Source organism: Paralcaligenes sp. KSB-10 (assembly GCF_021266465.1).
In the GTDB taxonomy this organism is placed as follows: Bacteria; Pseudomonadota; Gammaproteobacteria; order Burkholderiales; family Burkholderiaceae_B.
Window position 1 is genome coordinate 3971664 of the sequence record NZ_CP089848.1, and the last position, 26070, is coordinate 3997733.

Consider the following 26070-nt stretch of genomic DNA (forward strand, 5'->3'; position numbering starts at 1 on the left):
GTCTCTGGCGTGTTCGGTTATGGGCGGATATATTCTAGGACCAAACCTGTTTGGCCAGACAGCGGGGTTGCATTTGCATTCAATGCCGTGCCGGATGCCAGTTTGAAACTTTTAATTGAGAGTTAGTGCACAATAGTCGCTTTAACCGGACGATCTGCGAACCACTATGTCTTTACGCCCCGCCCCGCTAACTGGAATTCGTGTTTTAGACCTTACCCGTGTCCTGGCCGGGCCGTGGTGCACGCAGAACCTGGCCGATCTGGGGGCCGAAGTCATCAAGATCGAACGCCCCGGTTCGGGAGACGATACCCGCAGTTGGGGGCCTCCGTACGTCAAGGATCAGAACGGCCATGACACCACCGAAGCGGCCTACTATGCCTCGGCCAACCGCAACAAGCTGTCGGTGGCACTGGATATGTCCACCAAGCAAGGCGCCAGCCTGATTCGCGAACTGGCCCTGCAATGCGATATCCTGGTGGAAAATTTCAAGGTGGGCGGGCTGCGCAAGTACGGCCTCGATTACGACAGCATCAAGGCCATCAATCCGGCCTTGATCTATTGTTCCATTACAGGGTTCGGCCAGACCGGCCCCTACGCGAGCCGGCCCGGCTACGATTTCATGATCCAGGGCATGGGCGGGCTCATGAGTATTACCGGTGAGCGCGACGATCTTCCAGGCGGCGGCCCCCAAAAAGCAGGCGTGGCGGTGGCCGATCTGATGACCGGCATGTATTCCACCGTGGGCATTCTGGCTGCCTTGCACGAGCGCACCCGCAGCGGCCTGGGCCAGCATATCGATATGGCTTTGCTGGATTGCCAGGTGGCCATGCTGGCAAACCAGAATCTGAACTACCTGACCACCGGCGTGGCACCCAGGCGGGCCGGCAATGCCCATCAAAACCTGGTTCCGTACCAGGTCTTCGCCGCCACCGACGGTCATTTGATTGTAGCGGTGGGCAACGATAGCCAGTTCCGGGCGTACACCCAGGTGATCGGTCGCCCGGATCTGGCCGCCGATGAGCGCTTCAAAACGAATCCCGGTCGGGTCATCAATCGCGAGGTGCTGGTTCCCATGTTGGTCGAGGCCATGAAAGGGCAGGCGCGCGACTACTGGCTGGCCGAGCTTGAAAAGGCGGGCGTTCCAGCCGGGCCGATCAACACTATCGATCAGGTTTATCAAAACCCCCAGGTCCAGTCGCGCGGCATGCACATGTCTTTGCCGCACGGCAGCGCCGGGCATGCGCCGGTGGGGGCAAGCCCTTTGCGGCTTTCAGGCAGCCCTGTCAATTATCGCCATGCCGCCCCCTTGCTGGGCGAACATACCGAGCAAGTACTGCGTGACCGCCTGGGGCGCTCGGACGAAGAGATCCGCCAGTTGATCGGCAGGCCGTAGGTGGTCGGCATGGCCCGTTTACGGCAATGCGTGCATGGAAACTGGGCTATCGTTGAAGAACGGAATTATTGTTAATTTTGCGCCCCAGCGTGGGCGCGAGGCGTTGGGAGTGAATTCAAATGAAGAATATTAAAGTCATAGGCATAGTCGGCGCAGGAGCGATGGGGCGTGGAATCGCCCAAATCGCCTCCCAGGCCGGCTATGAAGTCCTGTTGTTCGACCTGAATGCCGAAGCCGTCGCGGCGGCTCGGGATAATCTGAAGCAAACCTGGGACAAACTGTCGGGCAAGGGGAAAATTGCCCCCGAACTCGCCGCCGCATCGCTGGCGCGCGTCCAGGCGTGCACCGATCTGCATTCCATGAGTCGGGCCGATTTGGTCATCGAAGCCGTGGTAGAGCGTCTGGACGTCAAGTGCGAGCTGTTTCAAAAACTTGAAAGCATCGTGCCGGAAGATTGCCTGCTGGCCTCCAACACCTCGTCTCTGTCCATCACATCCATTGCCGCCGCCTGCGTACGGCCCGACCGGGTATTGGGATACCACTTCTTCAATCCGGTGCCGCTGATGAAGGTGGTCGAAGTGATCGACGGCTTGCGCAGCGACCCCGCCGCGGGCGATGCGCTAATGGCGCTGGCCCGCGCTATGGGGCACACGCCGGTACGCGCCAAGGATATGCCGGGTTTTATCGTGAATCATGCCGGCCGAGGAATGAACATCGAAGGCTTGCGACTGGCCCAGGAGGCGGTGGCGCCGTTTTATCAGGTGGATGCCATCATGCGCGAGCAGGCTGGTTTTCGCATGGGGCCTTTTGAACTGCTCGATTTGACCGGGCTCGATGTTTCGCACCCCGTCATGGAGTCGATTTACCGCCAGTTCTATGACGAGCCCCGATTCCGTCCCTCGCCGATCACGGCCACACGCACTGCGGGCAGGCTGCTGGGGCGCAAGGTGGGCGAAGGCTTTTATACATATCCGGACGGCCGTAAACAGGTTCCTGCCGAGCCGGCGGTGCCCCCCACGGTGGGCGGCTTGAAAGTCTGGCTGGCTCCTTATCATTCGGCGGGACACAAGCGCGCTTCAGCCTTGTTGAAAGAGCTGGGCGTCAATGTCATTGCCAGCGACCATCCTCCCGTCGATGCCCTGATCGTGGTAACACCCTTCGGCGAAGATACCGCCACGGTGGTCGGCTCGCATCAGCTCGATGGCGAGCGCACGGTTGCCCTGGACACCTTCTTTGGCCTGGAGCAGGGCAAGCGCCGTGTATTGATGTGCTCGCCCGCTACACAGCCCAAGTGGCGCGATGCGGCGCACGCCCTGTTTGCGTCCGATGGCACGGTTGTTTCAGTCATCGACGATTCGGCGGGTTTTGTGGCGCAGCGCATAGTGGCCACCATCATCAATGTCGCGGCCGATATTGCCCAGCAAACGATTGCCACACCGCATGATATCGATTTGGCCGTCTCGCTGGGCCTGGGCTACCCCCAAGGCGGGCCATTGTCGATGGGTGATAGCCTGGGCTCGGCGCATGTGCTGGAAATCCTGCGCGCCATGTATCGCGTCACGGGCGACGACCGCTACCGTGCCAGCCTGTGGCTGCAGCGTCGTGTACAACTGGGTTTGTCGCTGCGCGCCGAGCCCGTCTGCAAGGCGCGGTAGCCGGGCTTTCAGGTCCATGGGGGCCACGCTCCGGCGGCTTGGCCCCGGAAAGCAAAAAGCCGCTACGAAGAAAAGTAGCGGCTTTTTGCCGGGTGACTCATTGGCCCTTGCGGGCGGCCTTATTTGGCGGCGTGCACCATGTATTCGACAGCGGCATGCATTTCAGCGTCGGTGGCTTGCGAGCCGCCGCGCGGGGGCATGGCGCCGATGCCATGGATGGCATTCTGAACCATGGCGTCGATGCCGGTGGCGATGAACGGCGCCCAGGCTGCCTTGTCGCCAAACTTGGGCGATCCTGCCGCACCCACCGCGTGGCAGGCGAAACATACTGCTTTGTAGAGTTTTTCGCCGGCTGGATCGATAGCGGCTTCGGCGGCGGGGGCCGCTGCAACCTTGGCAGCTTCAGCTTTAGGGGCCGGCGCGGCGGCGGGTGCCGGTGCTGCGGCGGCTACTGCAACAGGCTTGGCTTCGGCTTGCTTGGCTTCGGGGGCGGGAGCCGCAGGTTCTTTGAACGATGCGCCCGACTTGTTGGCCATGTAGGCGATTGCCCGGGCTACTTCATAATCGCTAAGCGAAGGATTGCCGCCCTTCGGAGGCATGGCGCCAATGCCGTGTATGGCGTTCTTGATCATGGCATCGTAGCCAGTCTTGATGAACGGAGCCCAGGCGGCGTGATCGCCGACTTTCGGGGCGCCGGCCGCACCGGCAGTATGGCAGGCGGTACAGGTCGAGTCGAAAACCTGCTGCCCGGTCTTGAACACCTTGGGCGCGTTGGCGTCGACCAGGTCGAAGCTGGCGACAGGCTTGATGCGGGCCTCGATGGCGGCGGGCGTGAGCGTGTCGGATCCGGCGCCGACCTTGTTGCCGGAGGTGACCAGATTGGCCAGCATGATGATAAGGATGATCGGGATCAGGAACGCCAGAACCACAGTCACGATAAGCTGTTTGGGGGTTTTTATGAGGCCTTCGTGGTCCTCTATAGTTTCTTCAATATGCTCTTCGGTGTTGTTCATGGTCGAATCCTGCGTGTACGTGATTCAAGGCGCTTCGTGGCCTGATGCTCGTTACTATGGTTGAAAGACAGAGGCAAGCAGCGTTTACGTGCTTTTTCACCACCCAAGTCCGCGATTATACCGAGACTGCTGCTTAAATGCAGAATTGCGCTTCTTTTGAATACATCCCGCAGATCGGGAGGGTGCGGGAGGGCGTAAAAAAGCCGACATGAAAACACGCTACAATGACGTCCCCTGCGCCCGTAGTTCAATGGATAGAATGAGAGTTTCCGAAGCTCTTGATACAGGTTCGATTCCTGTCGGGCGCACCACTTCTCGAATCACAGCGCCGCTCAGCATTAGCCAGGCCCAAGCAACATGCTTTTGATGGCATCCGAAAATAGCTCGGCCATGGCCTGTATGGTATCGGGCCGGTAGTTCGGGCGCGTATAAAAGAACTTCATCCGGAAGCACCCATCCATCAGGTAGGCATACACGTGCAGGTGGTAATCGGCAAGGTTCTGTGCGGCCACCGTATCGGGCAGGTCCATGAGCGCGGGGTCGGGGGGCAGGAACAGGCTGCCATCGTAATTGTCCTCCCAGACGTCGCCGATATACTGAAACAGTGTTTTGACCTGGTCGTGCCTGGCCAGCTCCCTGGCGCGTGGATCGTCGCTGAAATAGCGCAGAGCGCTATGCCCCAGCCCATTGTCGGGAATGGCGCGATATTGTTCCAATACGGAAGACAGGGCCCGCGCGGGTGATAGCCCCTGGTCGGTCAAGGCTGATTCCAGCCTGACGGTGATCGGGGTATGGGTAATGAACCATCCTACCGTGCGCGATACATCCATTTCAGGGATGCAGGTTTCCCGGCCGTGCGCGACTTTGTGGAAGATCAGGCTTTTCTGGCCGGATATCCGGTGCGCGGTAATCGCCAGCGCGGCAACGATGGCATGTACCAATGTGGCCTGAAAGATGCCTCCCCAGTGCTGGCGCGCTTGGCTCACCTGGGCCTGGTCCAGCACCTGGAAGGCATGCGCTTGTATGTCGCTTTGCAGGGCCGCGGCGTTGGGGGCGTCTTCGGGAAACTCGGCCGTGTCGCGTGCCTGCTCCAGCCAGTAGTCCAGTTGCTGCGCCGCCTGGCCTTGCCTGGCGTAGTCGATCACGCCTTCCACCCAGGTATGGAAAGGGGTCGTCTTATGCGGGAACGCCGGCTCGCGGCCTTCGCTGAGCGCCGTATAGGCTGTGCGCAGGTCTTCCAGCGTGACTTGCAGGGAAATGGCGTCGCTGACCAATTCGTGCATGGTAAAGAAAAAATGATGATCGAGGCTGGCAGGGTCTTCAAAGAAGGCAGCCCGAATGACCGGCCCTCTTGCGATATCCAGGCTGTCGTGCAGCTGTTGAACCTTGGTATCGATGAAGGCCAGCCGGGTGGGGGCATCTGCGTCGGGGACCGTGAAATGGTCGACGGGAATCGTATAGACGTCGTCGCTTGATGCGAAGTGCTGGGTATAGTTGCCCTGCGCGTCCGGCTCAAACCTGAGCCGGATTGCATCATGCTGCTGTATCACCCGGCGCAGGGCGCTTTGGAGCGTGGGGATGTCCAGGACATGTCCGCAGCGCGCAATGAAACCGACATTGAATTTGTTGGGGTTGGGTTTGGCCCAGCTGAAGTAGTAGCGCTGCATCGGGCTGAGAGGCAGCGTGCCCTGCGGCGTCTTTGTATCGGTGGATTTGGCTGTCCGGGCGTTTTCCGCATGCCTGGCGAGCGCGGAAAGGATGGGATGTTGATAGAGGTCGCGCGGGCTCAGGAAAAATCCGGCAAGGCGTGATTTCGTGCATACCCGTGCAACCAGTATGGAGTCGCCGCCCACGGCGAAGAAATCGTCGTCGATATCGATGCTGCCGTGCCCCAGCACTTCCTTCCAGATGGCAAGCAGCACTGTTTCCGTGGGAGTGCGGCCGACCTGGACAGCGTCTTCGACCGCAGAGAATTGTGGAAGCCGAAGACCATTGCGATCGAGCTTTCCATTGGGCAGTTGCGGCAATTGTTCTATATGGATGAAGCGCGACGGTACCATATAGGCGGCAAGGCTTTGGGATAGGAAAGACCGTAATTCGCTTGCGATGACTGCGGCGGGTTCGGTGCCGGGGCGTGTCTCGTAGAAAGCGACCAGTTGTTTGCCTGCCGCGCCGTCCAGGCCCGCGACGGCACAAGCCCGGATGGCCGGATGTTTGGCAAGGGCGGTCTCTACTTCGCCTGGCTCGATGCGTACGCCCCGGATCTTGATCTGGAAATCGCTGCGGCCCAGGTAATGCAGCGTGCCGTCCACCTCTTGGCGTACGATATCGCCGGACCGGAACAGCTTCGCGTGCTCGGGGTCGGCGGAATGATTGAAAGGATTGGCGATGAACTTTTGCGCGGTCAGGTCGGGGCGGCGAAGGTACCCCAAGGCCAGCCCGGGGCCGGACACATGGAGTTCGCCCGGTTCGCCGGCATTGACGGGTTCCAGCTTGTCGTTCAACACATGGACTTTCATGCGGCCTATGGGGCGTCCGATGGAAGCAACTTCTTCTTCCTGCTCGCTTCGTTCAATCTCAGAGCATGTTGCGTCGGCGGCCATTTCGGATGAGCCATAAAGATTCAGCAGGACGGCATTGGGCGCAAGCTGCGCAGCTTGGCCCGCCAGCTTGCCGGTCAGGGCTTCTCCCGAGGATGTAAGGTAGCGCAAGGACGGCAGATCGACGTCCGTTTGTGCGTGGGCTTCGAACAGGGCCCCCAGCAGCGAAGGCACCGCCACCAGCCGGGTCGCTTGGCTTTCCGCCAGTAAGGACAACAAGGCCTGGGGGTCGTGCGCGGTCGCGTCATCGACCAGGACGCCAGGTATGCCTTGCAGCAGGCCGCCGAAGGTTTCCCAGACGGAATCGACGAAGTTCAAGGAGGTTTTCAGGCAGGCGAGTTCCTGGGCGTTGAACGGATAGGATTCCCACATCCAGACAAAGCGGCTGAGCATGGAGCGATGCGTACCGAGCACGCCTTTGGGTGTCCCGGTGGAGCCGGACGTATACACCACATAGGCCACGGGGTCGGCGGGATCGGCTGTCACGCTGCGCAGGGGGTTTGTGCTGGGCGATACCTGGGCGACATCGATCCACTGGGCATCCGTTCTGCCCCCCAGGCCCGACGATGATGCCTGCTTGCCGACAGCGCATACGATGGGCGCCGCGGTGTCTTTCAGCATGAATTCGAGACGGTCCATAGGATAGGCGGGATCGAGCGAGACCCATGCGGCGCCCGCTTTCATGATGCCCAGCATCGCGGCCACGGCTTCGATGCTGCGCGCAAGATGCAGGCCGACGATAAGCGGAGCGTGGGTGGCCTGACTGGCAGGCGCGTCCCCCAGCCGCCGGTGGATGTCATGCGCAATGCCGTTGGCCATGGCATCCAGTTCGGCGTAAGTCACCTGGGTATTGCCACTGATCAGGGCAACTGCCTGTGGCATGCGGCCAGCCATGGCCTCGAACATGCGGTGCAGCAGATCGGGGGGATTCGAGCTTGAGTTCTCAGACATGGCGGGCACTCTATTGCTTGGTTTGGGCCAGACGGCTGGTGGGAAGCGACATGGCTACGGCACTTGCCGCCATGGCCGCGAGAGCGAACAGGAATGGCGCGATGGGATTGATGCCGCTGAGTGCGCCGCTTGCAATGGAAGCCAGCCCCCATACGGCGGCGTTGATCGAAATGGTGATGCCAAGAATCCAGCCCTGCTGCTGTTCATCGACCGTATGGGTGAACAGCACGATGATGGCGCCGTAAGCAACGGATACCAGGACAGCGATAGGCACGGCGATGGCCATTTGCACCAGCATGCTGTGCGTAGAAATGGACACTGCAATGAGCGCGGCTGTGCCCCATAGCCCCCACGACGCCAGCTGCCGGGCACTGACGTAGCGCTGGAGGAAGGGCAGGACGACACCGTAAGCCAGGCAAAAGCCGATGCCCAGGGCACTCATCAGCAGCGATACCGTGCCGGTGTCTTCGTTGAATCGCGTAATCAAAAGACTGGGCAGGAACAGGAAATACGTACCCCAGGCAAACTGCATCAAGCCGAAAATGATGGCCAATCGCTGTATGGCGGGCGTGCCCCAGGCGCGCCGGAAACCATGCACGCCCATGAATAGATCAATTTTTTTTGCGGGTGCTCGTGAGACCGGCGGTTCCTTGAACATATAGCAGAACAGCGCGAGCACCGCCATGGCCAATGCGGCAGTCAGGAGGAAGGGCAGGATGAAATCCGATACCTGTACGGCGCTGTCATGCGATAGAGAGCCTCCAACCAGGGGGCCAAGGATGAATCCAATGGACGAGACCAGCAGGCATATGTTCAAGGTCAGTGGGCGTTTTTGCGGCGGCGCATTGTCTACCGCCGCCGCCTGGGCTACCGCCTGGCTACCCGCCGTGGCGCCGCCAATGATGCGCCCCAGGATGAGTAGCCAGATCAGGTTGAACGCGATGGCGCCGGCAATCAGGAGAAAGCTCGCCGCAATTCCGACCAGGCACAAAATAAGAATCCGCCGCCTGCCGAGCCGGTCCGACAATTCACCAAGAACTGGTGCCATGTACAGCATGATCAGTTCGTAAATGCCGATGGCGATTCCGTATACCAGGTAGCGCATGGCGAGGCTGTCGCCACCCATGAGCATGGGCGGTTCGTCGAGCAGCAAGGCCGCCAGGGTCGGGATCACGATGGTGTAGCCCGTACTGTCGATCAGTATGATGAGAAATAGCGGTGCCAACTGACTCAAGCCGACGGCGGATTTGCGCACAATGTCTCCAGGGTCGTTTTTCTCAAGGCCTTAAAAAGGCTTTCGTGGCTGCATCAGCTACCGCAGCGATTTTGTATGGACTGTAACACCCTCTTAGCCAAGTCATAGCACATTATGTGATGTGCAGGCAGTGTTTAATCAGGTGCGGTAGGCGTCAAACCTTTCGTCGCTCGTGGTAAAGGCCGGCCCCAAAACATTGGGGCTGTAATGTGCCATTTCCAGATAACTGAAGTTTGAAAACGGTGTTAGACGCTGCCCTCCGCGCGATGCGCCTGGTTGAGGCGCGCCAGCCCGGGTTCTTTGCGAACTGTACCGATTTGTTCCTGCAAGGACCCAGCCGCTTTCAGGAATGACGCCAGCGCCGGGCTATCGTCGTTGCTTCGCCAGGCGATGGAGATTTCCTGATTCAGGAAGGGCGTTTTGTCCGATAGAGGAATGTACTGGACCTTGGGGTGGATAAGGGCGGTAAGGTTACTGGGGATGAGGGCAATGGACAGCCCGGCGGCCACAAAGCAGATGACGCTTGCGACCTGGCTGCATTCCTGGGCGATATCCGGGTAGAAGCCCGCCGTCGAACAGGCTGCGATCATTTGCGCATGCGCCGCCGGTACTTTTTCTTTCGAGAAGGCCACAAACGATTCATGCGCCAGCTGTTTTAATCCTATCGTTTTCTGGCCGCTCAGCGGGTGCTTCTTGGGTAGCGCCACCATGAGCTTGTCGTGCGCGTAAAGGTGGGTTTGAATAAGCGATGTTTTCTGGGCCAGGGGTGTGCGCAGCAGCCCCAGGTCCAGATACCGGTTCTTGAGTTGTTCGAGCTGGTCCAGGGTCGTCATTTCTACAAGGCGCAGCCGAATCCTGGGATGGCTTTGGCGGAAATGGTTGATCAGGGTAGGCATGAAGCCGTAGCCGGCGCTTCCTATGAAACCAATCGATAGATGGCCGATTTCCCCGTTTTTTGCCGATTGCGCGCGCTCGATGGCCAATTGCTCGTATTTCAGCCATTGGTACGCTTCGTCCAGGAAAACCTTGCCCGCGGGGGTCAGGGAAACCGCTCGTTTGTTGCGCAGGAAAAGCGCTGTTCCCACATAAGTCTCGAGCTTTTGCATGGCCTGGCTCAAAGGCGACTGGGCAATATTCACACGCTCCGCGGCGCGCCCGAAATGGAGCTCTTCGGCAACGGCAATAAATTGCTTGAGAAGTCTGCTGTTTAGCATTTAAGACATTTTTTATCTTACAGAACGATGAATTATATGTTAGACCCTTGTTTTGAAGGGCTATACACTTTCCCATCCCCGCATCGATAAGGCGCAGTGATGAGTAAGTCAGCAGCGTTATACAAGGAAGCGTGCCGGTCGATATCCGAATTGCTGGAATCGCATTCGTCTTTTGAGGATCCTTCAAAGAGGCTGCGCCTGTTTGGTTCGGTGCCGCCATTCGATAGCCGGCACAAACTCAGCGTGGCGGCGGCCGGTGCCATAGGCGCCTATGCCTTGGCGGTCGAGAAGTGGTGGCACATGACAAGCGGCCAGCATCAGGTCGTTGGCATCGACTGGATGCAGGCGGCGAGTTCGCTGAATCCGGGCCATTTCCAAAAGCAGAGCGGCTATGCGCTTCCCGCTCTGTCCTTATTGACGGAATTGAAGGCCGATTTCTATAAAACGGCCGATGAGCGCTGGTTTTTCCCGATAGGTTCGTATCCGCATTTGAGGGATGGCGTGCTGGACTTGCTGCAATCCTCCAATAGTTCCGATGCCCTGGGGGCGGCGATCCGCAAATGGAACGCGCAGGATCTGGAAGATGCGTTTGCCCGGGAAAAGCTGCCCGGCGTGTTCGCCCGGTCCCGGGAGGAATGGCTGCGGCATCCGCAAGGCCGGCAATTGTCCCGGACACCGGTGATCGAAATCGAAAAAATAGGCGACAGCGACGTGGAGCATTCAAGGGCGCAGAGCAGGCCGTTGGAGAATGTGCGCGTACTGGACATGGGGCACGTTATCGCCGGGCCGGTCGTGGCCAGGTCGCTGGCGGAGCACGGCGCCGAAGTTTTGCGCGTGTCGCCGCCCTTGCGGCAGGATCCGTTCCGGCAAACGATCGACACGAATATAGGCAAGCGCTCGGCCTTCATCGATCTGAACTCGGAGCTGGACCGCCGGAAAATCAGGCAGCTCATAGTCGGGGCGGACGTCATGGTTCAATCCTGGCGTTCGCAGAGTTTAAAGAATCGAGGCTTGGGGCCTGAAGAGGCCGCGGCGATCCGGCCGGGAATCATTTATGTTTCGGTCAGCGCGTTTGGCGATCAAGGTCCCTGGGCGACACGCGGCGGTTTTGAACAACTGGGGCAGGTAGTCAGCGGTATCGCACTGGAAGAAAGTCGGTCGGGCCGTCCCCGCCTGGTGCCCACGTATCTGTTGAACGACTATCTGACAGGTTATCTGGGAGCGGCCGGCGTCATGCTGGCTTTGATCCGCCGGGCCACCGAGGGCGGCAGCTATCACGTGAAAGTCTCCCTGACCAGGACTTCCATGTGGGTGCAAAGCCTGGGGCTGGAAAATGAGATCGATGAAGCGGCCAGGGGCAGGCATTTTGCCGAGCATCTGAACCCGGTTCTGGAGAAGCGGCAATCGGCCTACGGTGTCCTGGAACAATTGCCGCCCGTTGCCCATTTTTCCCATACACAGGCCTATTGGTCCTTGCCGCCCGCGCCGATCGGCGCGCATGAACCTGCGTGGCTGTCCTGTTGAGTTGTTTTGCAAATGCCAATAAAAAAGGAGAAGACAATGTTTAAAAAAATGGTGATGGCTCTTGCTGTGGCTGGACTGGGCCTGATGGGATTCCAGGGCTGCGCGCAGGCGAAGTATCCGGATAAGGCGGTAACGGTCATTATCGGTTTTGCTCCAGGCGGGCCTACCGATGCCATTGGCAGGGTGCTGTTCAGCAAGGTGGCCGAAGAGCTGAAAGTTCCCATGGTGATAGAAAACCGACCTGGAGCGGGCGGCAATATTGCCGCGCAGGAGCTGCTCAGGGCCAAGCCTGACGGATACACGCTGATGTACGGAAGTTCGTCCATTACCACCGCGCCGGCGCTGTTCGGCCGTGAAGACCTGAATCCCAAGAAGGCGTTCGTGGCGGCAGGCTGCACCGCGGCGGTGCCGCTGATATTGCTCGTATCCAAGAAGATAGATGTCGGCAATGCCCGGGACTTTTATAAATTGCTGAAGGCCAATCCCGGCAAATATTTCATGGGCTCGTCGGGGAATGGTTCCATCGATCACCTGGTGGCGATGGACATAGCCCATACCCTGGGCCTGAAATTCCAGCATGTGCCCTATAAAGGAAACGGGCCGGCCTTGACCGACCTGGCCGCCGGAAATACGAATTTCATGTATTCAGGCTCATTTAATAGTGCGACTCCCTTTATCAAGGGTGGGCAGGTGAAGGCCCTGGCGGTGACGTCGGCCAAACGTTCGATTGCCTTGCCCGATGTGCCCACGCTGAGCGAAAGTATTCCCCAATTGAAGGGGTTCGACGCGGGTACGTGGCAGACGGTATTGGCGCCGAAGGGCACCGACCCCGCGATTCTGGAAACACTGAATCAGGCCTTGCAGAAGGCGCTGAAAGATCCGAAGGTGTTGAAAAGCCTGCATTTCCAGGGCGCCGAAGTCATGGAGAAAACGCCGGGACAATGCCAGGACTACATCAATAGCGAATATGACCGTTGGTCGAAGACCATTAAAAGAATCGGCCTGAAGATGAATTGATCATTCGGCCAGGTCGATTCACGGTGCCCGGATCAGGGGCGCTTGAGCGCGGCATGGTAACGGGCCACGTAGGCATCGAAGCTTTCGGTGTCGCTTTGTTCCAGCCTGACCTGTTCCTGCAAGGATTGCCCCGCCAAATCGGCAAGCGCTTGCTGCTTGGACTGGCTGAGCGCAACGGCCCGCAGCGCGTCGCGGTGCCGCTGGCTCTGCCGCAGGGTGTAGTCGTGCAGGCTGATTCGTTCGTCACGCAGCGCGCGCAGCAATCGGGCCGAAGGGGTCTGCTCGCTGTCTTGAAGCTTGGGTGCCTGTGCCTGCACGGCCTGGGCATAGTGCTGGCCGCCGCCATGGGCGGCATCCAGCATCTGGGCGTAGGGCAAAATACGCTCGAGCAGCTCATTGCCCCACTGGACCAGGCCGATGGCTTGATCTGACTCGGTTGCGTCTGCCTTGACGAGTTGCAGGCCGGGCTTGCGGCCTTCTTTCACTACCGTGCTGAAATTATTGCGGCTATTGCGGCACATTCCCGTTTCGGGGAAGAAAGGGCTGTCTTCGGACGCGCAAAACAGCAGGAACGCATCCATGAAATGGCTGGTCTGCGCTGAAATGCCGATTGGCGACTCCGGGTCGATATCCAGGCAGCGCACTTCGATGTACTGCACGCCGCGCGCGGCCAGCGCGGTGGCGGGACGTTCGCAGCGTCCGGTGGTGCGCTTGGGACGGATGGTCGAGTAATACTCGTTCTCGATCTGCAGGATATGGGTATTGAGCTGGATCCATTCGCCGTTGCGGTGCGTGCCTATTGCTTCATAAGCGGGCCATGGCTTGGTTACCGCGTTATACATGCGGTTCAGGAAAGTTTCGATATCGTTGTAACAGAGCTGCAATTCCGATTGGGCCTTGTTCTGATAGCCGAAATCGCTCATGCGCAGGCTCGTTGCGTAGGGCAGATACAGAGTGTCGTCGTCCAGGCTCAGCAGCGAGTGCTTGGCGTCGCGCAAGAATTTGCGGGATACCGCCGGCGAGGCCCCGAACAAGTACATCAGCAGCCAGGAATAGCGCGTAAAGTTACGGATCAGGGCCAGATAGCCTTTGGAACGCCGGTCTTCGATCGAAGACCCGTCGACGCCGAAGTGCTCCCAGATTTCGTCGGGCAGGGAAAAATTGTAGTGCACGCCCGCAATGCATTGCATGGTTTTGCCATAGCGTTCGGCCAGACCGCGTCGATACACATGTTTGAGCATGCCGGTGTTTGAACTGCCATACCAGGCGATTGGAATGTCGGCTTCCTCGGGCAGGTGCGCCGGCATGGATTGATTCCAGATCAGCTCGTCGCGCAACTGTCGCGCAACAAAGCGGTGGGTGTCTTCCAGCTCTTCCAGCAGGCCGGCGACGGAGTCGTGGGTGCCGGTAATCAATTCGAGCAGGGACTCGGAATAGTCGGTCGTGATCCGGGGGTTGGTCAGCGCAGATCCCAGGGCAACAGGATGAGGCGTCGTGGCCAGCACCCCTTGATTGTCGACGCGCAAGCCCTCTTTTTCGATACCGCGCAAGATACCTTTGAGCAGCCTGGGGTTCTGGCGCAGTGCGGCGTGGCGTTCGGAGCTAAGAGTCATCGCAGGAGTATTTTTATGAATTCAGCCTGCGATTTTACGGGTGTTTCGGAATTTGTGGTGAAGAGGGGCCACGGCACGAGGGGTCAAGCGCAGGCCTTTCGATGACAGGCCAGGGAACGGTAAACTGATTCTTCCATCAATTAAACAGCAGAGGGAGGTTCCGTGTTCAGGTATGCCGGAATCGTTGTCATTTTTCTTGCCTTGCTGGCAGGGTGTTCGCCGCAGTACAACTGGCGGGAAGCCCGGGTGGCCGGCGGCGCGGCCAAGGCGATCTTCCCCGACAGGCCTGTTACCCAGCAGCGGAAACTCGAGTTCTCCGGCCATCAGGTCGAGTTTTTCCTGACGACTGCCAAGGTCAACGATGTGGTGTTTGCGGTGGGCTATGCGTCTTTGCCCGCGGGATTGCCCGATAACGATCAACTGCGGCGGGATTTCGGCCAAGGGGTGATCCGCTCGCTGTACCAGGGCCTGGGTGTGGCGGTACCCGAGGTTCTTCCAGACTTCGGCAGCCGTTTTGCTATCGACGGCACAACGCCTCAAGGGCCTGCCAGGCTCGAAGCTAAGGCTTGGTTGCTGCCGCAGGGCCTGGTCGAGGGTATGGTGACAGCGGCTGCCGGATCTTACCCGCAGCCGGAAGCGGATGAATTTTTTCGCTCGCTGGTGCTGACTCGGTAAGTACGTTTAGCCAGCCGGCCTGGAGCGCTGCCGTAATAGCCGCCTGCCGGCTGTGTACCTGGAGTTTCTTGCAGGCATTGTGAATATGAAAATTGACTGTGCGTTCGGCGATGCCCAGAATCACTCCCATTTCCCAACTGGTCTTGCCGATTGCCGCCCAGCGCAAGCAGGTGAGTTCTTTGGTGGTAAGAGGATTCATGCGTCCGTTCTCCGTACATCGATGCCAAGTTTGATTACATTTATTTAACTAATGTATCAATTTTATTCATATCGGTAAAACGCAGAAGGACAAAACAATGCCTGGGCAGCCGGATAGTGATAAAATCCTACATCGATTCAGCGCCGATTTGCTTGATCTGCTTGCGGGCGCCTCATAAATCCAGCTAAAGAGGTCCATATGGCCCATATTCCCGTTTCCGCGTCTGCCGTACAGCCCATACTTCCCCCTTCCACCCCCGACGTCCCCATTCCCAGCGGCTCAGTCGGATTTGTATCTCCCCGGTTTTTTACATTCAGCGATCCATTGCCGCTTGCCAGCGGCCAGGTTTTGCCGTCTTACGAACTGGCAGTTGAAACTTACGGAGTGCTTAACGAAGCCCGCAGCAACGCCGTGCTGGTTTGCCATGCCCTGAATGCCTCGCACCATGTGGCCGGGATGGCGGCCAACGACGCCAAAGATCTGGGGTGGTGGGACAATATGGTCGGCCCCGGCAAGGCTGTCGATACCAATCGTTTCTTTGTGATCGGGGTCAATAACATTGGCTCCTGTTTTGGCTCGACCGGCCCTGTCAGCCTTCACCCCGATACTGGCAAGCCCTGGGGGGCGGCTTTTCCCGTTCTGACCGTCGAAGATTGGGTGCGCGCCCAGGTTCGGCTGGCCGACTCATTGGGAATAGAAAAATTCGCCGCGGTCATGGGGGGATCGCTGGGGGGGATGCAGGCATTGAGCTGGGCGGTTACCTGCCCCGATCGGGTTGGGCACTGCATTGTCATTGCCAGTACACCGCGCCTGTCGGCCCAGAATATCGGCTTTAATGAAGTGGCGCGCCGCTCGATCATTTCCGACCCCGATTTCCACGGCGGCGATTACCTGGCGCACAACACCGTGCCCAAGCGCGGCCTGTCGGTCGCCCGCATGCTGGGCCACATCACCTACCTGTCCGACGACGATATGGCCGAAAAATTCGGCCGTACCCAGCGCGCGCCGGCCGCTGGAGGCGAATTCCATTATGGCTACGACGTCGAATTCGAAGTGGAATCCTATCTGCGCTACCAGGGCGAAAAGTTTTCCGGCTATTTCGATGCCAATACATATTTGCTGATTACCCGGGCACTCGATTATTTCGATCCGGCGCGCAATTATGGCGGCGATCTGGCCCAGGCCCTCGACAAGGTCAGCGCCGACTTCCTGCTGGTTTCGTTTACCACCGACTGGCGCTTTCCGCCCGCCCGTTCGCGCGAGATTGTCCGTGCCTTGCTTAAAAACAAGCGGCCGGTCACGTATGCCGAGATCGATGCGCCGCACGGCCACGACGCGTTTCTGCTTGAAGACCCCCGTTATCATGCCGTGGTGCAGGGTTATTACGATCGGATTGCGTATAAACTTGGCCTGCCCGAGCGCACCTCGACCACCGGAGTCTTAGCGTGACCACGATTCAATCTGCCGCGGACCAGAGCCCCTTGCGGCCCGACCTGGCACGTATTGCCAGCTGGATCATGCCGCAAAGCCGCGTGCTTGACCTGGGTTGCGGCGACGGCGACCTGCTGGCCTATTTGCGCGACAAAAAAGAAGTCGAAGGGGCCGGGGTCGAGCTGAATAGTGCGCATTTCATCGCCTCGGTACAGCGTGGCGTATCGGTGGTTCAGCAAAATCTCGAAGAAGGCCTGGCGCTGTTCGACGACCAGCAGTTCGATACGGTGGTGCTGTCCCAGACGCTGCAATCCATGCACCATACCGAGCATATCCTGCGTGAGATGGCCCGGGTGGCGCGCTTCGGGATCGTGTCGTTTCCCAATTTCGGGTACTGGCCGCATGGCTGGTCGATTTTGCGCGGGCGCATGCCGGTTACCGGCGAAATGCCTTATCAGTGGTACGACACGCCCAATATTCATTTGTGCACGCTCAAAGATTTCCAGGATCTCGCGGCTTCGCTTGATTTGCGCATTACGCATCTGGCAACCTTCAATTTCAACAAAGAAGTTCGTTTGCTGCCGAGCTGGCGCAGTACGCTGGCCCTGTACCGGTTTGAATCGCCCAAACGGGCCGCTTGAAAAAAACAGGGGGAATCATCGTTTCTTCGTCCAATGTATATGCCAGTCCGCGCGTCATTCCCCTGCTGGTTCTGGGGTTTGCCAGCGGTTTGCCGCTGGCCCTGACGAGCGGCACCTTGCAGGCCTGGGCCACTGTGTCCAATGTGTCCCTTCAGGATATCGGCTTCCTGACCTTGATCGGCTCGGCCTATACGCTCAAGTTTTTGTGGGCGCCGTTTGTCGATCGTTATGCGCCGCCCATGCTGGGCCGGCGTCGCAGCTGGATTTTCTTCACTCAACTCCTTTTGGCGCTGGCCATTGCGGGCATGGGCCTGCTTTCGCCGTCGAACAATCTGGGCGCGCTGGCGGCGCTGGCGCTGGTAGTGGCGTTTTTATCGGCCACCCAGGACATTGCCTTCGATGCCTATAGCACCGACGTACTGCGCAAACACGAGCGGGCTGCCGGCGCGGCCGTCAAGGTACTGGGCTATCGGCTGGCCATGATCGTGTCTGGCGGCCTGGCCCTGGTTCTTGCCGATCAGTGGCTTGGTTGGGGCAATACCTATTTCCTGATGGGCCTGTTCATGGTTGTGTGCGCGTGTGCGACCCTCATGGCGCCCGAGCCCGAAGAGGTAGCGCGGGCGCCCAGAACGTTGGCGCTGGCGGTGGTGGAACCGCTGGCCGAATTCTTCCGGCGGCGCGGCGCCATCACAATCTTGCTGCTGATTGTTCTGTACAAGCTGGGCGATGCCTTTGCGGGTGCGCTGTCAACCACCTTTTTATTGCGCGGCGCCGGGTTCAGCGTTTCCGAAGTCGGCACTGTCAACAAGGTGTTCGGCCTGATCGCCACGATTGTCGGCGCCCTGATGGGTGGTTCATTGATGGCGCGCCTGGGCCTGTACCGATCCCTGATGCTGTTCGGGATTCTCCAGGCCGTGTCGAATTTCGGTTATTGGCTGCTCGCGGTGACACCGCCCCATCTTTATTCCATGGCGGCCGTGGTTGCCTTCGAAAATCTATGCGGCGGCCTGGGTACGGCGGCGTTTGTGGCCTTGCTCATGGCGCTTTGCAAGCATGAGTTTTCCGCCACGCAGTTTGCCTTGCTGTCGGCCCTGTCGGCGGTGGGCCGCACTTACCTGGCCGGGCCGTTGACTCCGCCGCTGGTGGAGCATCTTGGGTGGCCGGTGTTCTTCACCACAACGGTATTCATTGCCATGCCAGGCCTGATACTGTTGTGGTGGCGGCGCGCCGAAATCGAAGGCCTTGAAACCCTGCACTCCTGATTCCGCCCTCCTGGCGGCCGCCTGCCAGCCGTTCGCGCTCATTTGCCGCTTCCCCCACCGAGATATCCGTATGAAAACCGAAAGTTTTATTCCTGGCAAAGACGCCTCCCTCGAGTCGACCATCGAAACCATGAGGGGAAAGCTGGCCGCGCGCGGGTTTCGCCTCAACGAGTCGTCCTTGTTGCATGAAGTCGATGGCATCTGGTCGACACACATGAAAGACGATGAGTGCCCAATGCTGTTTTCCAACGGCAAGGGGGCAACGGAACTGGCCGCGCGCGCCAGCGCCTACGGCGAGTTTTTCGAGCGTCTCGGCACTCATTATTTCTGGACCCATTTTTATCTGGGCGAAACCCGTGCCAACAGCCCTTTTACGCATTATCCGCAAGAGCGCTGGTTCGCTCCAACGGCCGACGGCAAGTGGCCGGCTGAATTGCTCAACCCGGAGTTGCACGCTTTCTACAACCCGGACGGCAGCATCGATGGCGAAGTGCTGGTCGACCTGAACTCCGGCAATGTGGCGCGCGGCATCTGCGCCTTGCCCTACACCCGCCTGCGCGACGGTGCACAGACTTATATTCCGGTCAATATTATTGGCAATCTGTATGTCAGCAACGGCATGGCGGCAGGCAACACCATGATGGAGGCGCGCACCCAGGCCATGTCCGAGATCTTCGAGCGGCACATCAAGTATCGCATCATCAGCGAAGGGCTGTGCTTGCCGGAAGTCCCGGATGATGTGCTTGCGCGGTTCCCGAACATCCAGGCCGGCATCGCCGGTTTGCGCCGCGCCGGCTTCGGTATTCTGGTGAAGGACGCATCGCTTGGCGGCCGCTATCCTGTCATGAATGTGACACTGGTACACCCCAAGGATCAGGGCGTATTTTCCAGCTACGGCGCGCACCCTCGCCTTGAGATCGCGCTTGAAAGAGCCATGACCGAATTGTTGCAGGGGCGTGCGCTCGATTCCCTGGAGGGCTTCCCCGAGCCTGGCTTCGACATGAGCGAAATCAATGCTGTCGCCAACCTGGAAATCCACTTTGTCGATTCAAGCGGTGTAATCAGCTGGAATTTCATGGGCGATGCGCCGGATTTCCCCTTTGCGGACTGGAACTTCAGCACGACCACCGAAGAAGACTATCACTGGCTGGTCAATTGCATTCATGGTGAAGGCAAAGACATTTATGTGTCCGATTTCAGCGAGCAGGGCGCATACAGTTGCCGCATTCTGGTGCCCGGCATGTCCGAGATTTACCCGGTGGAAGACCTGGAATGGGAAAACAACAGCATCGGCAATGCGATTCGTCCTGCGCTGGTGCGCCTGTCCGAGCTGAGCGACGGCGAGGCCGCCGAGCTGCTATCCGATCTGCAAACCATGAATCTGAACGACGAACGCCCGTTATGGGAAATCCTCGGCCTGGCGATCCCGCTTGGCACGCCATGGAAGCAACTGCGTATAGGTGAGCTGAAAACGCTGTTGGGGCTGGCCGTTGGCGACGAAGAGGCGATTCGTGAAGGCTGCGACTGGATCCATCACTTCAACGATCTGGATCCGGCACGCCGGCTGGTGTATCGCTGCATTGAAAGCATGCTGAATGTCGAGGATATCGAAAACTATCGCCGTTCCTTGATATTGCTGTATGGCGCCGAAACAGTCAGGCAAGCCGAGGCCTTGCTCGATCGCAGCGAGCGGTTTTTCGGGCTGCAGACCCTGGGCGCCGATATGCAAGGCAGCGCAATGCACCAGACCCTGCTGGCGGCATACGATAAATTGTTTGCCGCAGAGCAGGGATAGCCGGCTTCATGAAAGAAGCGGGTCAGAAGCTGCCGACGCCGCGCGCCATAAGCGCGGCACAAAGAATCAGGAAAACGGCGGCAGTCATTTCCAGGTAAATGGTTGTCCGCAATTTTCGCAGAGTGCCGCTGCCGATGGCGGGTGCTTGCCCGGTTTTGGTCGCGGGGCGCCATGACAGGAACTGTTTTGTTGGGTAAATCGACAGGCAGCCGATAAGAGCAAAGAGCGTCAGTTTGACCAGGAACGGACCGTTGCTGAAATAGTAGCCTGCGCCTTTCTCGAAATAGAAAACCCGAATCAGCCCGATAACGAGAATGATGCCTGCGGATACGCCGAAAATGGCGTCGGTAGTCAATATTTTGCGTGCTGCTGAAACCGTGACGGCCTCTCGTAACAGCACGCATTCGACGACCAGCGCAGATATCAGGGTAAACGCGGCAATATGGTGCAGGAATGCGAATAATGAGCTCATGAATGTTTTCCGTTGGCCGAGGGTTTGCCCGCACCTACTGTAATTGTGTACGGTGTACACAAAAATGTAGCATATATAATGGACAGTGTACACATGGAGAAACGATGCCAGTTGCAATAAAAAAACCGCAGCGGCGCACAAGCTATCGCCACGGAGATCTGCGGCGCGCGCTGCTGGACGCCGGTGTCGCGCTTGCACGCAGGGGAGGCCCCGATGCTGTCGTTTTGCGAGAAGTGACCCGGCAGGCGGGCGTGGTTCCCAATGCGGCCTACAGGCACTTTGCGAGCAGGCAGGACCTCTTCGAAGCAGTGCGTGCCGCGGCCTTGTCGGAACTGGCTGTTGCCATGGAAGCCGAATTGGCCCAGATTGACAATAGCCTGCCCGCGGTCGAATCCGCGCGCGCCAAACTACGGGCGGTGGGTGTTGGCTATTTGCGATTCGCCGATGCCGAACGGGGTTTGTTTCACACGGCGTTCTCGGTTGTGGAAGAAGTCGAAGGCGATACCGATCCCGCCAAAACCGGGCGAAGCGGCCTGAATCCTTTTCAATTGCTGAGCACCGCGCTGGACGCGCTTGTGGATGCCGGCGCATTGCCACCCGAACGCCGTCCTGGCGCGGAATATCTGGCGTGGTCCGCGGTGCACGGCCTGGCCTTGCTTGCCGCCGACGGGCCTTTGCATGGCGCATCCCCGGTACAAAGGAATGCCATCGGGCAGAGGCTGCTGGATATGGTCGAAAAGGGGCTGTAGAGCGGCCCCGTGTACGCTACCATCCATTGATTTCCAGGGCGGTCTTTACATGCGGAACTTATTGCTCCCTGGTCCGTCTTAGTTTAAGATGCTATTCAGGTTTTAGTAAGTTTCTTGCTTTGCCTGCCCTATGATGGTTTTAAATTAATGGATCGGCCGGGTATATTGCCCGGCCCCTACAGGAGCACAGTTAATGTCTCAACGGTTTTCACGGCTTTTGGCCATTGCCATGCTGGTGGTATCGGCGGGCGCAATGCTTTCGACGTCCTTCGACGCCGAGGCCCGGCGCATGGGCGGTGGCGGCAGTTTCGGCCGGCAATCGTCCAATGTTACGCAGCAGCGCCAGGCTGTTACGCCGCCTGCGGCAACGGCCATGCCGCGTACGGCTGCTCCGGCAGCGGCCGCGGGCACGGCGGGTGCCGCAGCAGCCGGCACAGCGGCCAAAAGCGGCATGTCGCGCTGGCTGGGCCCCATCGCGGGTATTGCCGCCGGCCTGGGCATTGCGTCCCTGTTGTCGCATCTTGGCCTGTCGGGCGCTTTTCTAGAGATGCTCTCCAGCCTTGCCCTGATCGCCATCCTGGTGTTTGGCGTCCTGTACATTGTGCGCCGCGTGCGTGCCGCGTCGGGTAATTCCCTTATGCAAAGGGCGGCGGCCGGCGCTGCCGCGCCTCCCGATCGCAGCTACGCAAATCAGCAAGATTCGCACCGTCAGGCAGACATACCCGCGGCCGCGGCGCCGTCTGCGGCCGCTTTTGCGCCGGCACCGGCCGCGCCCGTCGATGAAAAATGGTTCATCCCGGGCGACTTCAACACGCCCGAGTTTCTTGCCCAGGCCAAGGCGCAGTTCGTGGCGATCCAAGCCGTATGGGATAGCGGCGACGTCAAAAAGCTCACCGACTACCTGACCGACGACCTGATTGCCGAGCTTAAGCCGCAGGTGCTGGCCCGCGACGGCACCACGCAAACCGAGGTGGTGCTGCTCAACGCCGAACTGCTTGGCATCGAATCGGTATCGGGCGGGTATCTGGCAAGCGTCCGGTATTCGGGCATGTTGCGCGAATCCAAAGAGGCCGAGGCATTCCGCTTCGAAGAGGTCTGGAATCTGTACAAAGCCGAAAACGCCGGCTGGTTGTTGGCCGGCATACAGCAGATTCCGCTGGAGTTTGCCAGCTAAATAAGGGCCTTTGGCCAACACTGCGCGCTTGGCTCGCAAGCGCGTTTTGCTTTCCTTCCAGTGCCTGAGCTGCGTGCTCAGGCATTTTTCATGGCAAAACCGTTAAACTTGAGCTTTCGCCAGCCAAAAATAGCTTCGCGCATGTCGCGAATGTTCCCGAGCATGCTTCCAATTCCGTCTTTCCTGACCCCGGCCGCCGTTTTCGCGCGTACGCTCAACAAGTTGTTGCAGCGCGAAGAATGGGCGCGGGAGCGTTTAAGTCGCCATGCCGGTAAAACCCTGCGGTTTGTACTGGGGCGAATCAGCCTGAGCCTGACTCTGCGGGCTGACGGCTATGTCGAGGCATCCGATCCTGCCATTGTGCCGGATGTAACGCTGACGATCCCGGCAGACAAGCTCAGCCATCTTCCGGCCGTATTGCGCCCCGGCGATCCAACCGAAATAGCGGCCCTCATGCACGTAGAGGGCGACGCCGGACTGGCGCACGTGGTTTCCGACCTGGCGCGCGACCTGCGCTGGGATGTGGAGTCCGACCTGGCTCGCTTGTTCGGCGATGTGGCGGCCTTGCGCATGGTGAGCGGTTTCAAGTCGGTTTCCGCGAGCTTGCAAAGAGCCGGCGAGCGGCTGGCGGGCAACGTGGGCGAATATTTGTCTGAAGAGGGCGAGCTGCTGGTGGGGCGCCCCTCTTTTGAAGAGCGGCTCGCGCGGCTGCGGGCGTCGCAGGCTAGGCTTGACGTGCTCGAACACCGTGTCTCCAGGCTAGAGTCCGGGGTGTCCGGCACGGTGCGCAGGGCCTGACGATGCTGACTTTTCTACGTTTGGTTCGCATTATTTTTGTGGCGCTGCGCTATCGTCTCGACGAGCTGGTACTGTCGGGGATCAAGCATCCGATCGCCAACGGTTTGTTGCGTGTCGTGCGTTTTGGGCGCCCGCCTAAAATGCCGCGTGGGGTACGCCTGCGCTTGGCTCTGGAGTCTTTGGGGCCTATTTTTGTGAAGTTCGGCCAGGTTCTTTCCACGCGTCGCGACTTGATCCCGCTGGATATCGCCACCGAGCTGGCGAGCTTGCAGGACCGGGTGCCGCCATTTCCTTCCGATCAGGCCGCGGCTTGCGTCGAGGCGGCGCTGGGTGCCTCTCCGCATGAATTGTTCAAGCAGTTCGATACCGATCCGGTGGCATCCGCATCCATAGCGCAAGTGCATCTGGCTGTGCTGCACGATGGCCGTGAAGTCGCTGTGAAAGTCTTGCGGCCGGGCATGCTGGATATCATAGAAAAAGACCTGACCCTGCTGAAAGCCATTGCCGGCCTGGTCGAGCGCCTGGCTCCGGATGGCCGGCGCTTGAAGCCGCGCGAAGTGGTGGCCGAATTCGACAAGTACCTGCACGATGAACTCGATCTGATTCGCGAGGCGTCCAATTGCAGCCAACTGCGGCGCAATTTCGCTCCGGGCACCGGACGTGAAAATTTGCTCATGGTCCCCGAGGTTGTTTGGGAATACAGCGCGACCACCGTGTTCACCATGGAACGCATGCATGGCATACCGGTGAGCCAGATGGACAGGCTCAAAGAGGCGGGCATCGATATCAAGCAGTTGGCGCGCGTCGGGGTCGAGATCTTCTTCATGCAGGTCTTCACAGACGGTTTTTTCCACGCCGACATGCATCCTGGCAACATCTATGTGTCGGACGCTCCGGCGACATTGGGGCGCTACATCGCGCTCGATTTCGGCATAGTCGGCTCTTTGTCGGAGTTCGATAAAAACTACCTGGCCCAGAATTTCCTGGCTTTCTTTCAACGCGATTATCGACGTGTGGCCCAATTGCACATCGAGTCGGGGTGGGTCCCGCCGCAGACGCGCGAAGAAGAGCTCGAAGGCGCTGTGCGGGCAGTCTGCGAACCCTATTTCGATCGGCCGCTGGCCGAAATCTCGCTTGGGCAGGTATTATTACGTTTGTTTCAGACTTCGCGCCGCTTTAATGTTGAAATTCAGCCGCAATTGGTATTGTTACAAAAAACCCTGCTGAATGTCGAAGGCATGGGGCGGGATCTCGATCCCAACCTTGATTTATGGAAAACGGCCAAGCCGTACCTCGAAAAATGGATGCATGAACGTGTCGGCCTGACCGGCCTGCGCAAGCGTCTGGACAAAGAGGCTGGCCAATGGGCTCAAATGCTGCCTCAATTGCCGCGTCTGATCCATGCGAACCTTATGCGTCCCCATATGGCGCCGCAGTTGCACAGCGAGGTCGAACGCCTGCGCCGCGCCCAGGAACAAACCAATCGTTTGCTGGCGGCGGTGGCGGGTGTGTTGGCACTTGCGCTGGGCGTGGCCATCTGGGCGCTGACACGCCATTGAACGGGATATGCAGGCTTCGATTTTTATAGCCAGATAATGCAAGCGCTGACATATCTTTGATAAATAGTAGTTTTAATATAGATGTTCTGGCGGCAATCGCCAGAAACGACAAAAGCGGGTAGCGTTTGGCGGGCCTCGGGGAATTGATAGTCGCCAGATTGTCTCGATAAAATTTAAGAGAGATTTTTATGCTTTATCCAGAATTGTTCAAATCCATGGAAGCGGTGCGCTGGAATATGGCTACCGATATCCCCTGGGACGATTTCGACGGAAGCAAACTGTCTGACGAACAGGCTTATACCATCAAGATGAATGCCATCACGGAATGGGCGGCCTTGCCGGCTACCGAAATGTTTTTGCGCGATAACCGCAATGACAGCGATTTCTGCGCGTTCATGTCGATCTGGTTTTTCGAAGAGCAAAAGCATTCTTTGGCCATGATCGAATATCTGCGCCGATTCCGCCCCGAGCTCGTTCCCACCGAAGAAGAATTGCATAACGTCCGCTTCGAGTTCGACCCCGCTCCCGCGCTTGAAACCCTGATGCTGCATTTTTGCGGCGAGGTTCGCCTGAATCACTGGTATCGCCGTGCCTCCGACTGGCATTCCGAGCCGGTCATCAAGGCCATTTACCGCATTATTTCCCAGGACGAAGCGCGTCATGCGGGGGCCTATTTGCGCTATATGAAGCGAGCCCTGATCAACCAGGGCAAAGAGCTTGGGCATCAGGCACGCATCGCATTTTCCAAGATCGGCGTCCTGATGGCATCGGCGCACCGTACACCCCAGGCTTTGCACCCCACCAACCTGCATGTCAACAAAGACATGTTCCCCGCCGACACGGTTCAGTCCAAGCTGCCCACGCCAGGCTGGCTGGAGAATTGGCTCGATAACCAGATCTGCTTCGATAACGACTGGGAAAACAAGGTCAGCTCGCGCATTCTGCACAATATGTCCTTGTTGATGGACAGTACCTTCAACACGGTGCAGGACCTTAATCGTTACCGCAAGGGGCTGTTGCGCGAACAGCCGGCAGGCGCCTGATTCGCGTTCGCGCGACAGTTCATCCAATAGAGTTGCA

21 protein-coding genes, 1 tRNA gene and 1 riboswitch are annotated in these 26070 nt (G+C 58.9%); of the genes, 15 read left to right on the top strand and 7 right to left on the bottom strand.

What is annotated here, in order from left to right:
• Window positions 1-166 precede the first annotated feature (166 nt).
• Together LSG25_RS18205 and LSG25_RS18210 are read left to right on the top strand one after the other, a co-directional pair.
• Window positions 167-1393, top strand: a complete 1227-nt coding sequence (locus LSG25_RS18205; RefSeq protein WP_232742286.1) for a CaiB/BaiF CoA-transferase family protein — start codon at window positions 167-169, stop codon at window positions 1391-1393.
• Between the two features lie 119 nt (window positions 1394-1512).
• Window positions 1513-3048, top strand: coding sequence for a 3-hydroxyacyl-CoA dehydrogenase (locus LSG25_RS18210; protein ID WP_232742287.1), 1536 nt, complete (start codon window positions 1513-1515; stop codon window positions 3046-3048).
• A gap of 119 nt (window positions 3049-3167) precedes the next feature.
• Here the strand turns inward: LSG25_RS18210 and LSG25_RS18215 are convergent, their stop codons facing one another.
• Window positions 3168-4061, bottom strand: coding sequence for a cytochrome c5 family protein (locus LSG25_RS18215; RefSeq protein WP_232742288.1), 894 nt, complete (start codon window positions 4059-4061; stop codon window positions 3168-3170).
• A 236-nt stretch (window positions 4062-4297) separates the two neighbouring features.
• Between LSG25_RS18215 and LSG25_RS18220 the strand changes: the two genes are divergently transcribed.
• Window positions 4298-4372: transfer RNA gene (locus tag LSG25_RS18220), tRNA-Arg, on the top strand.
• A 27-nt stretch (window positions 4373-4399) separates the two neighbouring features.
• Here the strand turns inward: LSG25_RS18220 and LSG25_RS18225 are convergent.
• From LSG25_RS18225 to LSG25_RS18235, 3 genes are all read right to left on the bottom strand, one after another.
• The gene (locus tag LSG25_RS18225) at window positions 4400-7612 is read right to left on the bottom strand and encodes a non-ribosomal peptide synthetase (protein WP_232742289.1); all 3213 of its coding nucleotides are present in this window, start codon (window positions 7610-7612) and stop codon (window positions 4400-4402) included.
• 10 nt (window positions 7613-7622) lie between these two features.
• Window positions 7623-8867, bottom strand: coding sequence for an MFS transporter (locus tag LSG25_RS18230; RefSeq protein WP_232742290.1), 1245 nt, complete (start codon window positions 8865-8867; stop codon window positions 7623-7625).
• Between the two features lie 245 nt (window positions 8868-9112).
• Complete coding sequence (locus LSG25_RS18235) at window positions 9113-10081, bottom strand: LysR family transcriptional regulator (RefSeq protein ID WP_232742291.1); 969 nt, start codon at window positions 10079-10081, stop codon at window positions 9113-9115.
• A 99-nt stretch (window positions 10082-10180) separates the two neighbouring features.
• Between LSG25_RS18235 and LSG25_RS18240 the strand changes: the two genes are divergently transcribed.
• Together LSG25_RS18240 and LSG25_RS18245 are read left to right on the top strand one after the other, a co-directional pair.
• Window positions 10181-11605: a CoA transferase gene (locus tag LSG25_RS18240; protein ID WP_232742292.1), complete on the top strand. Its 1425-nt coding sequence runs from the start codon at window positions 10181-10183 to the stop codon at window positions 11603-11605.
• A 36-nt stretch (window positions 11606-11641) separates the two neighbouring features.
• On the top strand, window positions 11642-12622 hold the full coding sequence (locus LSG25_RS18245; protein ID WP_232742293.1) for a tripartite tricarboxylate transporter substrate binding protein: 981 nt from the start codon (window positions 11642-11644) through the stop codon (window positions 12620-12622).
• A 32-nt stretch (window positions 12623-12654) separates the two neighbouring features.
• Here the strand turns inward: LSG25_RS18245 and gshA are convergent, their stop codons facing one another.
• Window positions 12655-14235 (bottom strand): glutamate--cysteine ligase, encoded by a 1581-nt coding sequence (gene gshA / locus LSG25_RS18250; RefSeq protein WP_232742294.1) that lies wholly within the window; start codon window positions 14233-14235, stop codon window positions 12655-12657.
• A gap of 162 nt (window positions 14236-14397) precedes the next feature.
• Here gshA and LSG25_RS18255 point away from each other — a divergent pair, with 162 nt between their 5' ends.
• Entirely contained in the window at window positions 14398-14910 is a 513-nt protein-coding gene (locus LSG25_RS18255) for a hypothetical protein (RefSeq protein ID WP_232742295.1), read from the top strand.
• Here the strand turns inward: LSG25_RS18255 and LSG25_RS18260 are convergent.
• On the bottom strand, window positions 14795-15109 hold the full coding sequence (locus LSG25_RS18260; RefSeq protein WP_232742296.1) for a helix-turn-helix domain-containing protein: 315 nt from the start codon (window positions 15107-15109) through the stop codon (window positions 14795-14797). The two genes, LSG25_RS18255 and LSG25_RS18260, sit on opposite strands and share 116 nt — an antisense overlap.
• Window positions 15110-15239: 130 nt before the next feature.
• Window positions 15240-15318: riboswitch (SAM riboswitch) on the top strand.
• Here LSG25_RS18260 and LSG25_RS18265 point away from each other — a divergent pair.
• The 4 genes from LSG25_RS18265 to ycaO all read left to right on the top strand — a co-directional run bounded on the left by LSG25_RS18265 (window position 15308) and on the right by ycaO (window position 20238).
• Entirely contained in the window at window positions 15308-16558 is a 1251-nt protein-coding gene (locus tag LSG25_RS18265; RefSeq protein WP_370635914.1) for a homoserine O-acetyltransferase, read from the top strand. Its footprint overlaps the riboswitch before it by 11 nt.
• Window positions 16555-17181, top strand: coding sequence for a methionine biosynthesis protein MetW (metW, locus tag LSG25_RS18270; protein WP_232742297.1), 627 nt, complete (start codon window positions 16555-16557; stop codon window positions 17179-17181). The genes LSG25_RS18265 and metW overlap by 4 nt, the downstream gene beginning before the upstream one ends.
• Window positions 17178-18443 carry a muropeptide transporter gene (locus tag LSG25_RS18275; RefSeq protein WP_232742298.1) on the top strand — a complete coding sequence of 422 codons (1266 nt, stop codon included), beginning with the start codon at window positions 17178-17180 and terminating at the stop codon, window positions 18441-18443. Before metW ends, LSG25_RS18275 begins: the two co-directional genes overlap by 4 nt.
• A gap of 70 nt (window positions 18444-18513) precedes the next feature.
• Window positions 18514-20238, top strand: coding sequence for a 30S ribosomal protein S12 methylthiotransferase accessory factor YcaO (gene ycaO / locus LSG25_RS18280; RefSeq protein WP_232742299.1), 1725 nt, complete (start codon window positions 18514-18516; stop codon window positions 20236-20238).
• 22 nt (window positions 20239-20260) lie between these two features.
• Here ycaO and LSG25_RS18285 read toward each other — a convergent pair whose 3' ends face one another.
• Window positions 20261-20710, bottom strand: coding sequence for a DUF2214 family protein (locus LSG25_RS18285; RefSeq protein ID WP_232742300.1), 450 nt, complete (start codon window positions 20708-20710; stop codon window positions 20261-20263).
• Window positions 20711-20814: 104 nt separating this feature from the next.
• Between LSG25_RS18285 and LSG25_RS18290 the strand changes: the two genes are divergently transcribed.
• The 5 genes from LSG25_RS18290 to LSG25_RS18310 all read left to right on the top strand — a co-directional run bounded on the left by LSG25_RS18290 (window position 20815) and on the right by LSG25_RS18310 (window position 26033).
• Window positions 20815-21459 (top strand): TetR/AcrR family transcriptional regulator, encoded by a 645-nt coding sequence (locus LSG25_RS18290; protein ID WP_232742301.1) that lies wholly within the window; start codon window positions 20815-20817, stop codon window positions 21457-21459.
• 193 nt (window positions 21460-21652) lie between these two features.
• Window positions 21653-22633 (top strand): Tim44 domain-containing protein, encoded by a 981-nt coding sequence (locus tag LSG25_RS18295; RefSeq protein ID WP_232742302.1) that lies wholly within the window; start codon window positions 21653-21655, stop codon window positions 22631-22633.
• 90 nt (window positions 22634-22723) lie between these two features.
• On the top strand, window positions 22724-23431 hold the full coding sequence (locus LSG25_RS18300; RefSeq protein WP_232742303.1) for an SCP2 domain-containing protein: 708 nt from the start codon (window positions 22724-22726) through the stop codon (window positions 23429-23431).
• A gap of 2 nt (window positions 23432-23433) precedes the next feature.
• Window positions 23434-24990, top strand: a complete 1557-nt coding sequence (ubiB, locus tag LSG25_RS18305; protein WP_232742304.1) for a ubiquinone biosynthesis regulatory protein kinase UbiB — start codon at window positions 23434-23436, stop codon at window positions 24988-24990.
• Between the two features lie 188 nt (window positions 24991-25178).
• Window positions 25179-26033, top strand: coding sequence for a ferritin-like domain-containing protein (locus LSG25_RS18310; RefSeq protein WP_232742305.1), 855 nt, complete (start codon window positions 25179-25181; stop codon window positions 26031-26033).
• Window positions 26034-26070 lie beyond the last annotated feature (37 nt).

Coding starts and splice junctions, on each gene's coding strand:
- LSG25_RS18205 (WP_232742286.1), top strand. CDS start 167: ATGTCTTTACGCCCCGCCCCGCTAACTGGAATTCGTGTTTTAGACCTT.
- LSG25_RS18210 (WP_232742287.1), top strand. CDS start 1,513: ATGAAGAATATTAAAGTCATAGGCATAGTCGGCGCAGGAGCGATGGGG.
- LSG25_RS18215 (WP_232742288.1), bottom strand. CDS start 4,061: ATGAACAACACCGAAGAGCATATTGAAGAAACTATAGAGGACCACGAA.
- LSG25_RS18225 (WP_232742289.1), bottom strand. CDS start 7,612: ATGTCTGAGAACTCAAGCTCGAATCCCCCCGATCTGCTGCACCGCATG.
- LSG25_RS18235 (WP_232742291.1), bottom strand. CDS start 10,081: ATGCTAAACAGCAGACTTCTCAAGCAATTTATTGCCGTTGCCGAAGAG.
- LSG25_RS18240 (WP_232742292.1), top strand. CDS start 10,181: ATGAGTAAGTCAGCAGCGTTATACAAGGAAGCGTGCCGGTCGATATCC.
- LSG25_RS18245 (WP_232742293.1), top strand. CDS start 11,642: ATGTTTAAAAAAATGGTGATGGCTCTTGCTGTGGCTGGACTGGGCCTG.
- gshA (WP_232742294.1), bottom strand. CDS start 14,235: ATGACTCTTAGCTCCGAACGCCACGCCGCACTGCGCCAGAACCCCAGG.
- LSG25_RS18260 (WP_232742296.1), bottom strand. CDS start 15,109: ATGAATCCTCTTACCACCAAAGAACTCACCTGCTTGCGCTGGGCGGCA.
- LSG25_RS18265 (WP_370635914.1), top strand. CDS start 15,308: ATGGCCCATATTCCCGTTTCCGCGTCTGCCGTACAGCCCATACTTCCC.
- ycaO (WP_232742299.1), top strand. CDS start 18,514: ATGAAAACCGAAAGTTTTATTCCTGGCAAAGACGCCTCCCTCGAGTCG.
- LSG25_RS18285 (WP_232742300.1), bottom strand. CDS start 20,710: ATGAGCTCATTATTCGCATTCCTGCACCATATTGCCGCGTTTACCCTG.
- LSG25_RS18290 (WP_232742301.1), top strand. CDS start 20,815: ATGCCAGTTGCAATAAAAAAACCGCAGCGGCGCACAAGCTATCGCCAC.
- LSG25_RS18295 (WP_232742302.1), top strand. CDS start 21,653: ATGTCTCAACGGTTTTCACGGCTTTTGGCCATTGCCATGCTGGTGGTA.
- LSG25_RS18300 (WP_232742303.1), top strand. CDS start 22,724: ATGGCAAAACCGTTAAACTTGAGCTTTCGCCAGCCAAAAATAGCTTCG.
- ubiB (WP_232742304.1), top strand. CDS start 23,434: ATGCTGACTTTTCTACGTTTGGTTCGCATTATTTTTGTGGCGCTGCGC.
- LSG25_RS18310 (WP_232742305.1), top strand. CDS start 25,179: ATGCTTTATCCAGAATTGTTCAAATCCATGGAAGCGGTGCGCTGGAAT.